Raw genomic sequence first — 13105 nt, forward strand, 5'->3', positions numbered from 1 at the left:
GAACGCAGAACGGCGCGCGCGGAACAAGAGTTCACCGACCGTTCGCCGTCACGGGGCCGGAAGGTGAACGAACGACGACGGCCCCGAGCCGGAACTCGGGGCCGTCGTCTTGCCGTTGCGTCAGGAGGCGATGCCCTTGATCACGGGGTGGTGGAACGTATCGCCGAACACGCGCTCGGACGCGCCTTCGCGATCGAGGTACGGCGAGGCGCCGCCGTCGATGAACGGCCAGCCCGCCCCGAGGATGAGGCACAGGTCGATGTCTTCGACCTCGGGCACGACGCCCTCATCGAGCATGAGCTTGATCTCCTGCGCGAGGCCGTCCTGCACGCGCTGCAGGATCTCGGCCTCGGACGCAGGGGTCTTGCCGACTGCGCCGTGGAGCACCTTCTCGGCGGCCTTGGTCCAACCGGTCACACGGCCCGACTTGTCCTTCTCGACGACCTCCGGCAGCTCGGCGAGCTGGTGGAAGTTCTCGTTCGCGTAGAACCGGTCGGGGAACGCGTGCGCCATCGTGTCCTGCACGTGGGCGGCGACCTTCCAGCCCACGAGGTCGATGAGCGCGAACGGCGTCATCGGCAGACCGACGGGGGCGAAAGCCTTCTCGACCGTCAGCAGGGGCGTGCCCTCGTACACGGCTCGCGCCGCCTCGCCCATGACCTTCGCGAGCAGCCGGTTGACGACGAAGCCCGGGGCATCCGCCGTCAGAACGGCGTTCTTGCCCAGGCCCTTCGCGACGACGAACGCCGTCGACAGTGCGGCGTCCGACGTCTGCGGCGTCTTGACGATCTCGATGAGCGGCATGACGGCGACCGGGTTGAAGAAGTGGAATCCGACGAGGCGCTCGGGGTGCTCGAGCTTCTCGCCGATCTCTTCGACCGAGAGCGACGACGTGTTGGTCGCGAGGATCGCGTCCTCGGCGATGATCTTCTCGATCTCGCCGAACACCGTCTGCTTGACCCCTACCTCTTCGAAGACGGCCTCGATGACGAAGTCGCAGTCGGCGTAGAGGCTCTTGTCGGTCGTACCGGTGACGAGCGCGCGGAGCTTGTTGGCGGAGTCGCCGTCGAGGCGACCCTTCGCCTCGAGCTTGCCGATCTCGTCGTGGATGTAGGCGACGCCCTTGTCGACGCGCGCCTGATCCAGGTCGGTGATGAGCACGGGCACCTGCAGCTTGCGCACGAACAGGAGTGCGAACTGGCTCGCCATGAGGCCGGCGCCGATGATGCCGACCTTCGTGACCTTCTTGGCGAGCTCGCGGTCGGGGGCGCCGACGGGTCGCTTGGCGCGCTTCTGGACGAGGTCGAAGGCGTACATGGATGCCGCGAACTGATCGCCCGTGACGAGCTCGGCAAGAGCGTCGTCCTCGCGTGCGAACCCTTCGGCCTTCGTGCCGCTCTTGGCCTTGTCGAGGAGCTCGAGCGCCGCGTACGGCGACTTCGGGACGGTGCCGATGCGCGACTCGAGCATGCCGCGGGCCATCTTGATCGCGATGGGCCACTTGGTCAGTCGCTCGATCTTGCCCGGCTCGTTCTTGCGCTCGACCTTGACCTTGCCCGTCAGGACCGCGTCGGCCCACGCGAGCGAGTTCTCGAGGTAGTTCGCCGCCGGGAAGATCGCATCGACGATCCCGTAGTCGAACGCCTGCTGCGGCTTGAGCATGCGGTTCTGCTTGAGCGGGTTCGAGATGACCACCTCGAGCGCGTTCTCGATGCCGATGAGGTTCGGCAGCAGATACGCGCCGCCCCAGCCGGGGATGATGCCGAGGAAGACCTCGGGCAGCGCGATCGCGGCAGCCGAGGCATCCACCGTCCGGTACGTCGAGTTCAGGGCGATCTCGAGTCCGCCGCCGAGCGCGAGCCCGTTGACGAACGCGAACGTCGGCACCCCGAGGTCTTCGAGCTTGCCGAACACCTTGTGGCCGAGTTGCGCGATGAGCTTGGCGTTGGCCTTGGACCCGACCTTCGAGATGTCCGACAGGTCGGCGCCGGCCGCCAGGATGTACTGCTTGCCGGTGATGCCGACGGCCTGGATCTCGCCCGCCGCCGCACGTGCCTTGAGCGCGTCCAGGGTCTCGCCGAGCTGCGTCATCGTCGCGGGGCCCAGCGTGTTCGGCCGGTTGTGGTCGCGTCCGTTGTCGAGCGTCACGAGGGCGAGCACCTTGCCGGAGGCGAGACGGATGTCGCGCACCGTCGACTTCGTGATCACCTCACCATCGGTGAGAGCCTGAATGGGGGAGAAGTCGACGTCTGCGTACTGTTCGGAAACCGACTTCGCCATCACTTCTTCTTTCCGTTGTAGTGCGGGTTCTCCCAGATGACGGAGCCGCCCTGACCGAGGCCGACGCACATCGCGGTGAGGCCGTAGCGGACGTCGGGGCGCTCGGCGAACTGGGCCGCGAGCTGGATCATGAGTCGCACGCCGGATGCGGCGAGCGGGTGACCGAGCGCGATCGCGCCGCCCCACTGATTCACGCGGGGGTCGTCGTCGGCGATGCCGAAGTGGTCGAGAAGCGAGATCACCTGGATCGCGAAGGCCTCGTTGAGCTCGAAGAGCCCGATGTCGGCGATCGTGAGTCCGGCCTTCTTCAGCGCCTTCTCGGTCGAGGGGATCGGACCGATGCCCATGATCTCGGGCTGCACGCCGGCGAAGGCGAACGAGACGAGCTTCATCTTCGGGGCGAGCCCGAACTCCTTGACGGCACCGCCGCCGGCGAGGATCGACATCGTCGCGCCGTCGGTGAGGGGAGATGACGTGCCGGCGGTCACCCGACCGTGCGGGCGGAACGGCGTCTTGAGGGCCGCGAGGTCCTCCATCGTCGTCTGCGGGCGGCGGCCTTCGTCCTCGGTCGCAAGGCCCCAGGCGCCGTCGGCGTCCTTGACGGCGACCGAGACGAGGTCGGGCTGGATCTTGCCCGCGTCGTAGGCAGCCTGCGCCTTGTGCTGCGACAGCATGCCGAAACGGTCCGAGCGCTCCTTCGTGAGGTGCGGGAAGCGGTCGAAGATGCGCTCAGCCGTCACGCCCATGTTGAGGGCGCCGGGGTCGACCATGCGCTCCGCGACGAAGCGCGGGTTGGGGTCGGTGTTCGCACCGATGGGGTGGTGCCCCATGTGCTCGACGCCGCCGGCCAGGGCGATGTCGTACATGCCGACGCCGATCGAGCCCGCCATGGTCGTGACGCTCGTCATCGCCCCCGCGCACATGCGGTCGATCGCGAAGCCCGGGACCGTCTGCGGAAGACCCGCGAGGATCGCGACCGAACGGCCGAGGGTGAGCCCCTGGTCGCCCGTCTGGCTCGTCGCGGCGATCGCGACGTCGTCGATGCGGTCCGCGGGAACGTCGGGATTGCGCTCCATGAGTCCGATGGTCGCCTTGACGGCGAGGTCATCGGAGCGGGTGTTGAAATACATGCCCTTTTCGCCGGCGCGACCGAAAGGGGTGCGCATGCCGTCGACGAAGAAGACGTCCGAAAGCTCGGCCACTCTGCCTCCATTGTTTGGTATTCATCCAGACTATGGACGCCACGCGGGGGCGAGAAAGCGGGTGGCGGAAACCTACGAACCGCTTTCCGACGCCTCCGAAGCGGCTTGCACGGAACCCACAAACGCATCCGCGATCGTCTGTGCGGTTTCGGCAATCTGCCAGGGTCGTGCGCCGAGTGCGGCGAGCGATGCGGCGATGGATGCGGCATCCATCGTCTCCGGCGGCGTCCACGCGACGCGGCGCAGCGTGTCTGGCGTGAGCAGGTTCTCGGTCGGCATGTGCAGTGCTTCGGCGCGCGCTTCGACGAGCGGGCGGGCAGCCTTCAGGCGCGCGTCGGCCTCGGGGTTGCGGTCGGCCCATGCGCGGGGTGGGGGCAGAGTGTCGCCACCCGACGCGCGTTCGAGGGGGAGGGATGTCTCGGCGCGACCGGCTTCGATCGCCGCCCACCACCGATCGAGCTGCGTCCGGCTCGCGCGGCCGTTGAATTCCTTCACGGCGGCCAGCGCCTGCTTCGTGGAGGGGTTCGCGAGCACGGCGGCGACGAGCGAGCGGTCCGGCACGAGACGCCCGGGCGAGACATCCTGTTCGCGCGCGTAGTCCTCGCGCGCCTGCCACAGCGCGCGCGCCACCGCGAGGGGTTTGCGTCCGCGGACCGTGTGGAGGCCGCTCAGGCGTCGCCACGGCTCCTCGCGGGCGGGCTTGGGCAGACGCTCGAGAGTCGCCTGGAACTCCTCGGCCGCGATCGTCGTCTTGCCCTGCTCGATGATTTCGGCCATGAGGATGTCCCGCACGTCCACGAGATGCTCCACGTCGAGCGCCGCGTACTCGAGCCAGGACTGCGGGAGAGGTCGTGTCGACCAGTCGGCTGCGGAATGCGCCTTCGCCAGCGTGATCCCGAGCGTGTCCTCGACGACGGCGCCGAGCCCCACGCGCTCGTGGCCAAGCAGGCGCGCGGCGAGTTCGGTGTCGAAGAGGGTGGCGGGGAGGAGGTCGAGCTCACGCAGCGAGGGGAGATCCTGGCTCGCGGCGTGCAGCACCCACTCCTCGCCGCCGATCGCCTCCTGCAGAGCGCTGAAATCGCCGATCGGCGGAGGATCGAACAGGAAGACCCCGGCGTCGCGCCGGAAGACCTGGATGAGGTAGGCGCGCTGGGAGTAGCGGAATCCCGAGGCGCGTTCGACGTCGACGGCGACCGGACCGACCCCCGCCGCCAACGCCTCGGCTGCGCGCGCGAGGCCCGCTCCGTCGGCGATGACGTCGTACTCAGTCACGCGTCGACCTGCGAGCTGCGAGCATCGCTATTCCTTCCGATCCGGGCGGCAGCCCTGCGAGCATGCACACGAGCTCCGCCCACGCCTCGACGTGCGCCGTGAGAGCGCCGTCCGGAGACCATGATGCCCGCAGTTCGATCTGTGCGCCGTCACCTTCCGCCGCGAGCGAGCCGAAACCCTTCGAGATCGTCTTCGTCGCCGTCCCGGCCGCGGAGTGGAACGCCGCGTTGCGCGAGGCCAGGGCATCCGTCAACCACGCCCACGCGACGTCGGCGACGAGCGGATCCACGCCGATGTCGTGTTCGAGCGGCGCCTGAGCGAAGCAGACGATGCGCCACGCGCCGCCCCATGCGGTCGGCTCCGACGGGTCGTGCAGCAGGATGAACCGCCCGGTGCCGAAGACGGAGTCCTCGGCGCCGGGCTCCGGGCGCACATCGCCCGCGAGTGCGAGGGAGGCCGGTGCGAGGCCCTCGGGAGCAGGGATCTCTCGCACCGCCAGATCGTCGCGGAACGCAGCAGCGCGCACCTCGTCGGCTGCGAGCGCGAAGGTCGCCGGAAGGGCGGGGGGAGGCATCCTGGCCACGCCGACAGACTAGAGTGATGCCTCGATGCTCCCTCCCAGGCGCGCCGCGAACGCCGGCGCAAATCCCGGTCTCTTCGCCGGCGTCCGGGTCGCGCTCACGCTGCTGAGCGTGGCTCTCGCCGCGGCGCTCGCCCTGCTCGGCCTGACATCCGCGCGGCTGGCGCGCAAGGTGGTGACGCCCGCGCGGCGCGAGACCGATACCCGGATCCTCTCGCTCGACACCTCGGCGCAGACCATCACGCTGACCCGTACTCCCGACACGGTCCTGCCCGGAAGGTACGGGCTGTTCACGACCGGAACCGCGGAGTACATCAAGCTCGGGTCGGTGCTGGCAGAGGACGAGTCCAGCGTCAAGCGCAAGCTGCTGACCCATGTCGGCCCCACGAGCAGTCTGGGTGCCGAGGCGGCGTTCAGCGGGTGGTACTACCAGCGAGCAGACGAACTGCACCTGCCGTTCACGCCCGAGCTCATCGGCTCCGCCGTGGGCCCGTGCCCCGCTTGGCTGTTCCCGGCGGGCGACGGCGATGTGTGGGTCATCCAGGTGCACGGTCGCGGTACGACCCGCTCCGAGTGCCTGCGGGCTGTCCCCGTCTTCACTGCACTCGGCATCACGACGCTCGTCGTGTCGTATCGCAACGACGGCGAGGCGCCGCGGAGCAGGTCCGGCACGTACGGGCTCGGCTCGACGGAATGGCGGGACGTGGATGCCGCGGTCGGCTTCGCCCGCCGTCGCGGCGCGAAGCGCGTCCTGCTCATGGGGTGGTCGATGGGCGGCGCGATCGCCCTGCAGGTGTCGCTCAACTCGGCTCACCGCGACCTCATCGCGGGACTCGTGCTGGAGTCGCCGGTCGTCGACTGGAGGATCGTCCTCGACTACCAGGCCAAGATGATGCACGTGCCGACCGCCGTCACCGACCTCGCGATCGAGGCGCTGCAGCACGACTGGGCGAACCCCGTGACGCGATCGGGTGCGTCCATCCCCTTCGACAGCCTCGACGTCGTCGCACGCGCGGCGGAGCTGCGGCATCCCATGCTCATCCTGCACAGCGACGACGACGGCTTCGTGCCGTCGGACGCTTCGCACGATCTCGTGGTCGCACGCCCGGACCTGGTCGAGCTGCAGGTCTTCGAGGTCGCCCGGCACACGAAGCTCTGGAACTACGATCAGCAGCGCTGGAGCGACAGCATCCGCGCCTGGCTCACGAGCCGCGGCTTCGTGGCGGAAGAAGCCGCGTGAGAGTGCAGGTCGGTAATTGAGCCGCTGCTGATGGCGTCCCACGCACTCTTCGGCGAATCGTGATCCGACGATCTGCCATGCTTGCTCTCGTTGACGGTGAGTCACTGGGGATTACCGCACCTATTCGGTAGCGAGCAGCACTGGAGTATGGCGATGTCCGACGGCATGGTGACCGTAAATCTCGACCCTCGCGCGTCTGCCGGCGCGTCGATCTGGCGGATACCGGAGAAGATCATCGCGATAGCGGCGGGTGGACAACACAATCTGGTGCTCACCGCTGCTGGCCGGGTTCTCGCATCCGGCAGCAATCAGCGAGGTCAGGTAGAGGTTCCACCCGGCCTCAGCGACGTCGTCGCCATTGCTGCGGGATACGCCCACAGTCTTGCTCTGCGTCGCGACGGAACCGTGACCGCGTGGGGTAACAACACCCGCGGCGCAACCGACGTCCCGGAGGGTCTGACCGATGTTGTCGCAATATCGGGGGGTGGGGGCCACTCGCTCGCCGTTCGCCGGGACGGAACGGTCGTCGTCTGGGGTCAACTTGGGCGCGGCGACATCGAACCGCCGGCGGCGACGGGTGCGGCGATCAGCGTATCCTCCGGTTGGGAGTGCTGCTTCGCGATCCAAGAGAACGGTGAGGTCGTTGCGTGGGGTGAGACCCAGTTGGGCTCACCGAGGATGCCCGCAGGACTGACCGGCGTCGTCTCCATCGACGGTGGCGGCGGGCCTGGGCCGGGCTGGGTTGCGGCAAGAGATGACGGCTCGGTTCTTGCTGGAAGTTTGTATGACGACCCCCCCGCGCACCTTCTCTACGACGTCGACGAGGTGTCTGCAGGTGAGATGCACGCGGTAGCCCGCCGGCGAGACGGAACAGTCGTGGGTTGGGGTTCCAGTCCAGTGCGGCACACCGTACCCGCGGGTCTTCGACAAGTCACATCGCTGTCCGCAGGAAACGACCACTCGCTTGCGCTTCGCACAGACGGGACTGTCGTCGCGTGGGGGAAGAATGGATACCAGCAACTTCTGGGCCCACACGGCACCACTGCTGAGTTCGTCGAGTGGAGCACTGACGGCTACTACCTCCCATCAATCGCGGACCCAACTGACCCCTACGCAGCTGAATACGGGGAGCGGAATCCCCGGGGTGGCCACGGCACGCTGGGGAGTTCGCAGGAGAGTTTCGACCAATTCGTTCGTCGACGGCTCAAGGAGCGCCCCCGGCCAGCTGGGCCGGACACGATGACTCCTCGCTATTGGGTGGGCGCGGGCGAGGTGCTTCTCGATCTCCTTCTTGCCGCCACCAACCCGTCGAATAGCGACGAGGTGCTCGCCACGATTCACGCGGCTGTCGAGCGAGGGGATTCGGTCGCTGGGGTGGCCAATCAGGTTCTGGAGTTGTGGGCGTCCAAGGCCGCGAGTGGGGACACCACCAGCCTCAGCGACGTCGTGACAGACGAGTTCGCGCCAATGATCGTCAAGGCGTATCGGCGGCTCACGCTTCTCTATGTGGGAGCCGCGGACGCAGATCGATTCGCAATCCTCGATGCGACTTTGTCCGAGCAGATGGGTGGCGTCGACGACCTCCCCGCGGTGCTGAAGGTCATGCTGACTGCGGGCCTGAAGGACCTCGATGGCGTATCGGACCGTGTCGGCGAAGGCGCCGCCCCCGTCACCGCGACGGCCTCGAAGCCCAGCGGCGGTTGCTACGTGGCTACTGCTGTGTACGGCGCTTACGACTGTCCTGAGGTCTGGGTCCTTCGCCGGTTCCGTGACGGCTGGCTCGCGACCACGTCGTGTGGCCGCTGGTTCATCCGGGTCTACTACAGATCGAGCCCACGCCTGGTTCAGTACATCGGCGGCTATCCGCGGCTCGCACGAGCCATTCGTTCCGTGCTCAACCGTTTCGTCGCAATGTTGCGGCGGGCGGGGTATGAGAACACCCCGTACTCTGACCGGTGACGGCCCCGCGCTGTCCGCTATTCCGCGCGCTTCGCGCGGACCTGGCGCTTGGCGCGGGCGAGCATGCCCGTCATGCCCGAGATGCGCAGCGGCGACACGGCGCGCGTGAGGCCGATGCTCTGCGGGTAGTCGTCGGGGATCGCCAGCACTTCGTCGGCCGTGAGACCGGAGATGCCCTGCACCAGGATGCTGGCGAATCCGCGCGTCGTGGGCGCCTCGGCCGGAGCGGTCGCGTGCATCGCCACGACGTCATCGGCATCGACGTCGACCACGATGTAGACAGGGGACTGGCACTCCACGACACGTTCGCACAGCTCGGGATGCCCCTCGTACTCGGCGGGGATCGCGGGCAGCTCGTGCGAGAACTCGAGCAGCAGCTGCAGCCGGTCGGGTTCGTCGAGCTCGAGGAACTCGTCGCGGATCTCGGCGAGCTTGTCTGGGAGGGTCACCCTGCCGATTCTCCCACGCCGTCAGCGCGCGGGAACCTCGCCCGGCTCGGAGCCGGTCACGATCGGCACGCGCACCGCGCTGCCCCATTCCGTCCACGAGCCGTCGTAGTTGCGGACGTTCTCGAAGCCGAGCAGGTGGTTGAGGACGAACCACGTGTGGCTCGACCGCTCGCCGATGCGGCAGTACGCGATGATCTCGTCGCCGTCCTTCAGGCCCTTCTCTTCGCGGTAGATCGCGTCGAGCTCCGCGCGCGTCTTGAAGCCGCCGTCCTCGGCCACGGCGCGCGCCCACGGCACGCTCTGCGCCGACGGGATGTGCCCTGCACGCAGCGTTCCCTCCTCGGGGTAGGCGGGGGCCGTCGTGCGCTCTCCGCTGTACTCCTCTGGCGAGCGCACGTCGATGAGCGGGTTGCCGAGGTGCGCGAGGACGTCCTCCTTGTACGCACGCAGCACGGTGTCGTCTCGCTCGACGACGGGGTACTCGGTGGATGCCGGGGCCGAAGCATCCGTCGTCAGGGGACGCCCCTCGGCGATCCACTTGTCCCGTCCGCCGTCGAGCAGCCGCACGTCTTCGTGGCCGAAGAGCGAGAAGACCCACAGGGCGTACGCGGCCCACCAGTTGTTCTTGTCGCCGTAGATGACGACCGTGTCGTCGCGCGAGATGCCTTTGCGACTCAGGAGCTTCGCGAAGCCCGCGCCGTCGACGTAGTCGCGCACGACGGGGTCGTTGAGCTCGGTGTGCCAGTCGACCTTGACGGCGCCCGGGATGTGACCCGTCTCGTACAGCAGCACGTCCTCGTCGGATTCCACGACCACCAGACCGGGCTGTCCCAGGCGGGCTTCGAGCCATTCGCCCGTCACGAGCCGGCCGGGCTCGGAGTATTCGGCGAACTTGGGGGACGACGTGTCGAACTCGACGGACATGGATGCTCCTCGGGTCGGGGTGGCATGCGTGACGGCATAGGGTTGTAGCGCTCCTCCGAGCCTAGATTCGTCCGCGGCGGAGGGCGCCGAAACCGTCAGACTGTTACGAGGATCCGCATGGCCCCGACCGGCATCGTCCACCTCGCCGAGCGCGCACCACAGCTCTCCGGCGCCGAGATGGTCGCCGCGCTCGTACCGCCGCCGCAGTTCCGGGACGCGACGTTCGAGACCTATCGGGCGGATGCCGCCTATCCCTCGCAGCAGGCGGCGAAGGACACGCTGATGGCGTTCTGCGGCGTCGGCGCGCCGGCGGCGCGCGGAGGGCTGTTCAAGCGCGCCAAGCGCGGGCCCGAGATCAAGCCGGGCGTCTACCTCGACGGCGGCTTCGGCGTCGGGAAGACCCACCTTCTCGCGTCTGTTTATCACGCACTTCCCGCGCGACGGAAGTACTTCGGCTCGTTCATCGAGTACACGGCGCTCGTGGGTGCGATGGGCTACAAGAACACCGTCGACCTGTTCCGCGGCGCGGACCTCCTCTGCATCGACGAATTCGAGCTCGACGACCCCGGCGACACGATGGTCATGACGCGACTGCTCGCCGAGCTCGTGGCATCCGGCACCCGACTCGCCGCGACATCCAACACTCCGCCCAACGCGCTCGGCGAGGGCCGCTTCGCCGCGCAGGACTTCCTGCGCGAGATCCACGCGATGTCGGCGAGCTTCGAGACGCTCCGCATCGACGGCACCGACTACCGTCAGCGCGCCGTCGACGGGCACGCGGTCTCACTGTCGGTGGCCGAGTACGAAGCGGCGACGGCGGATGCCGCCACAGCGGGCCTCGCATCCGACGACGACTTCGACGCGCTCGTCGCCCATCTCGCGCACGTGCATCCCTCGCGGTACATCCGCCTCATCGAGGGCCTCGCCCAGGTCGGCCTGCGGGATGTGACCGCCTTCACCGATCAGTCGGCAGCCCTGCGCTTCGTCGCGTTCGTCGACCGCGTGTACGACGCACAGCTGCCGATCCGGGCGACCGGCCTGACCCTGGACCGCGTGTTCCCCGACGAGATGCTCGGCGGCGGCTACCGCAAGAAGTACCTGCGCGCCATCTCGCGCCTCGTCGCGTCAACGCTCTCCTGACGGTTGACGGATGCTTCGAGGCATCCCGAAACCTGATGTTTACCTGAGACGGGTCCGTGTAACCGACCCGAAACACGACCCGCACGGCGCTCGAAACCCTCGCTCGCGACACTGGGGACACCCGAGAGAGTCGCACCCGATTCCGATTCCTCGGGACCTTGAGTAACACGACACATGGATGAGGAATCTCATGGATAGCGGAAATCTCGCCTGGTCCGTCGCTGCGACGGCGCTGGTGCTCTTTATGACGCCCGGCGTGGCGTTCTTCTACGGTGGGCTCGTCAAGGCGAAGAGCGTCGTCAGCATGATGATGATGAGCTTCGGCGCGCTCGGGCTCGTCAGCGTTCTGTGGATCCTCTACGGGTTCAACATGAGCGCCGTCGAGTCGCCCTGGGCGTTCGCGGGCAACCCCTTCTCGGACTTCGGCCTCGCCGGCGCCGACAGCGACACGCTGGTCGGTGTCGCCTACGGTGCGACGTTCGCGATCATCACCGTCGCGCTCATCTCGGGTGCGATCGCCGACCGCGCCAAGTTCGGCGCCTGGATGATCTTCGCCGGTCTGTTCGCGACGCTCGTCTACTTCCCCGTCGCTGCGTGGGTCTGGGGTGGCGGCTGGGTCTACAGCCTCGGTGAGACGTTCGGCTTCTCCACCAACGTCATCGACTACGCCGGTGGAACCGCGGTCCACATCAACGCGGGTGCAGCGGCGCTGGCCCTCGCGATCGTCCTCGGCAAGCGCATCGGCTTCCAGAAGGGCGTCCACAAGCCGCACAACGTGCCGCTCGTCCTGCTCGGCGCTGCGATCCTGTGGTTCGGCTGGTTCGGCTTCAACGCCGGCGCAGAGGGCACGTTCGGCCTCCTCGGCACCGAGGACTCGACGGTCGGCCTCATCGTCATCAACACGATCGGCGCGACGGCCGCGGCCATCATCGGCTGGCTCATCATCGAGAAGATCAAGGACGGCAAGGCCACGTCCGTCGGCGCCGCATCGGGTGCCGTCGCCGGTCTCGTCGCGATCACCCCGGCCTGCGCCAACCTGACCCCCGGCTGGTCGCTCCTGCTCGGTGTCGTCGCCGGTGTCGTCTGCGCCCTCGCGGTCGAGCTCAAGTGGAAGCTCGGCTTCGACGACTCGCTCGATGTCGTGGGCGTCCACCTCGTCGGTGGCCTCATCGGTACCCTCTACCTCGGCTTCTTCGCGACGGGCACGGGCCTCTTCCTCGGCGGTGGCTGGGAGCAGATCGTCCTGCAGCTGATCGCCGCGGTCGGCGTCATGGTCTACTCCTTCGTCGTCGCCCTCGTGCTGGGCTTCGCGATCGAGAAGACGATCGGCTTCCGCGTCAAGAACGAGGACGAGATCGCCGGTGTCGACACGGCTGTGCACGGCGAAGAGGGCTATGCCCTCGCAGAGCAGGCCTGACCCGCAGTCATACACACAGCAGCCCGGAGGGGCGTCGCGAGCGATCGCGGCGCCCCTCCGGCGCGTCTGTGGCAGGGTGGCTTCGTGAGCGTTCTGGGAGCCCTGAAGAGCCTGTTCCGACCGACGACGCCCGTCGTGCGCCAAGAACGACCCGGTCAGGCCGGCACGGCCGAGACGATCGAGATCGACCCACCGGGACCCCACGGTCTCAAGATCTCGTATGCGCCGTCGATGGACGGGGATCCGGATGCCGGCGAGGTCGTGTGGACCTGGGTTCCGTATGCCGAGCACGACGGCCGCGGAAAGGACCGCCCCGTGCTCGTGATCGGGCGGGCGTCGGCGGAGCGCGTCTACGTCGTGCGGCTCACGTCGAAGTCGCACGACGGCGACCGCGACTTCCTGTCGATCGGCTCGGGGGAGTGGGATGCCCAGGGCAGGCCGTCGTGGGTCGACATCGAGCAGCTCTACAGCGTGCACGTCGACGGAATGCGCCGTGAGGCATCCGTCCTCGATCTGGAACGCTTCGTCCGTGTGGCCGACGCCCTGCACAAGCGCTACGGGTGGCCCGTCGGCAACTGACCCTCGCGCAGGTCGGCTGGGTCTGCCATCCTGCTGATCAGCACCGCCGTCAGCGAAGGAGCA

The 13105-nt window shown here is 68.0% G+C and carries 11 protein-coding genes; 5 read left to right on the forward strand and 6 right to left on the reverse strand.

Going from position 1 to position 13105, the window contains the following annotated elements; translation table 11 throughout:
- Positions 1-120: 120 nt before the first annotated feature.
- The 4 genes from MA876_RS12950 to MA876_RS12965 form a co-directional block, all read right to left on the reverse strand.
- Positions 121-2280, reverse strand: coding sequence for a 3-hydroxyacyl-CoA dehydrogenase NAD-binding domain-containing protein (locus MA876_RS12950; protein WP_248149864.1), 2160 nt, complete (start codon positions 2278-2280; stop codon positions 121-123).
- Positions 2280-3482, reverse strand: a complete 1203-nt coding sequence (locus tag MA876_RS12955) for a thiolase family protein (protein ID WP_248149867.1) — start codon at positions 3480-3482, stop codon at positions 2280-2282. The genes MA876_RS12950 and MA876_RS12955 overlap by 1 nt, the downstream gene beginning before the upstream one ends.
- A gap of 72 nt (positions 3483-3554) precedes the next feature.
- Positions 3555-4754, reverse strand: coding sequence for a ribonuclease D (locus MA876_RS12960; protein ID WP_248149870.1), 1200 nt, complete (start codon positions 4752-4754; stop codon positions 3555-3557).
- On the reverse strand, positions 4747-5328 hold the full coding sequence (locus MA876_RS12965; RefSeq protein ID WP_248150158.1) for a DUF3000 domain-containing protein: 582 nt from the start codon (positions 5326-5328) through the stop codon (positions 4747-4749). The genes MA876_RS12960 and MA876_RS12965 overlap by 8 nt, the downstream gene beginning before the upstream one ends.
- A gap of 34 nt (positions 5329-5362) precedes the next feature.
- On the opposite strand from MA876_RS12965, the gene MA876_RS12970 reads away from it, so the two are divergent.
- Together MA876_RS12970 and MA876_RS12975 are read left to right on the forward strand one after the other, a co-directional pair.
- Positions 5363-6574: an alpha/beta hydrolase family protein gene (locus MA876_RS12970; RefSeq protein WP_248149873.1), complete on the forward strand. Its 1212-nt coding sequence runs from the start codon at positions 5363-5365 to the stop codon at positions 6572-6574.
- Positions 6575-6727: 153 nt separating this feature from the next.
- Positions 6728-8533, forward strand: a complete 1806-nt coding sequence (locus tag MA876_RS12975) for an RCC1 domain-containing protein (RefSeq protein WP_248149876.1) — start codon at positions 6728-6730, stop codon at positions 8531-8533.
- Positions 8534-8550: 17 nt separating this feature from the next.
- Here MA876_RS12975 and MA876_RS12980 read toward each other — a convergent pair whose 3' ends face one another.
- Both MA876_RS12980 and MA876_RS12985 read right to left on the reverse strand, forming a co-directional pair.
- A complete protein-coding gene (locus MA876_RS12980) occupies positions 8551-8991 on the reverse strand; it encodes a SufE family protein (RefSeq protein ID WP_372491531.1) in 441 nt (146 codons plus the stop codon).
- A gap of 12 nt (positions 8992-9003) precedes the next feature.
- Positions 9004-9906 carry a sulfurtransferase gene (locus MA876_RS12985; RefSeq protein ID WP_248149881.1) on the reverse strand — a complete coding sequence of 301 codons (903 nt, stop codon included), beginning with the start codon at positions 9904-9906 and terminating at the stop codon, positions 9004-9006.
- 117 nt (positions 9907-10023) lie between these two features.
- On the opposite strand from MA876_RS12985, the gene zapE reads away from it, so the two are divergent.
- From zapE to MA876_RS13000, 3 genes are all read left to right on the forward strand, one after another.
- Positions 10024-11046, forward strand: a complete 1023-nt coding sequence (gene zapE, locus MA876_RS12990) for a cell division protein ZapE (RefSeq protein ID WP_248149884.1) — start codon at positions 10024-10026, stop codon at positions 11044-11046.
- 190 nt (positions 11047-11236) lie between these two features.
- Positions 11237-12463 (forward strand): ammonium transporter, encoded by a 1227-nt coding sequence (locus tag MA876_RS12995; protein WP_248149886.1) that lies wholly within the window; start codon positions 11237-11239, stop codon positions 12461-12463.
- A gap of 84 nt (positions 12464-12547) precedes the next feature.
- Positions 12548-13042, forward strand: coding sequence for a type II toxin-antitoxin system PemK/MazF family toxin (locus tag MA876_RS13000; RefSeq protein ID WP_372491528.1), 495 nt, complete (start codon positions 12548-12550; stop codon positions 13040-13042).
- Positions 13043-13105 lie beyond the last annotated feature (63 nt).

Origin of the sequence: Microbacterium aoyamense (assembly GCF_023155855.1) — a bacterium.
Classification (GTDB): domain Bacteria; phylum Actinomycetota; class Actinomycetes; order Actinomycetales; family Microbacteriaceae; genus Microbacterium; species Microbacterium aoyamense.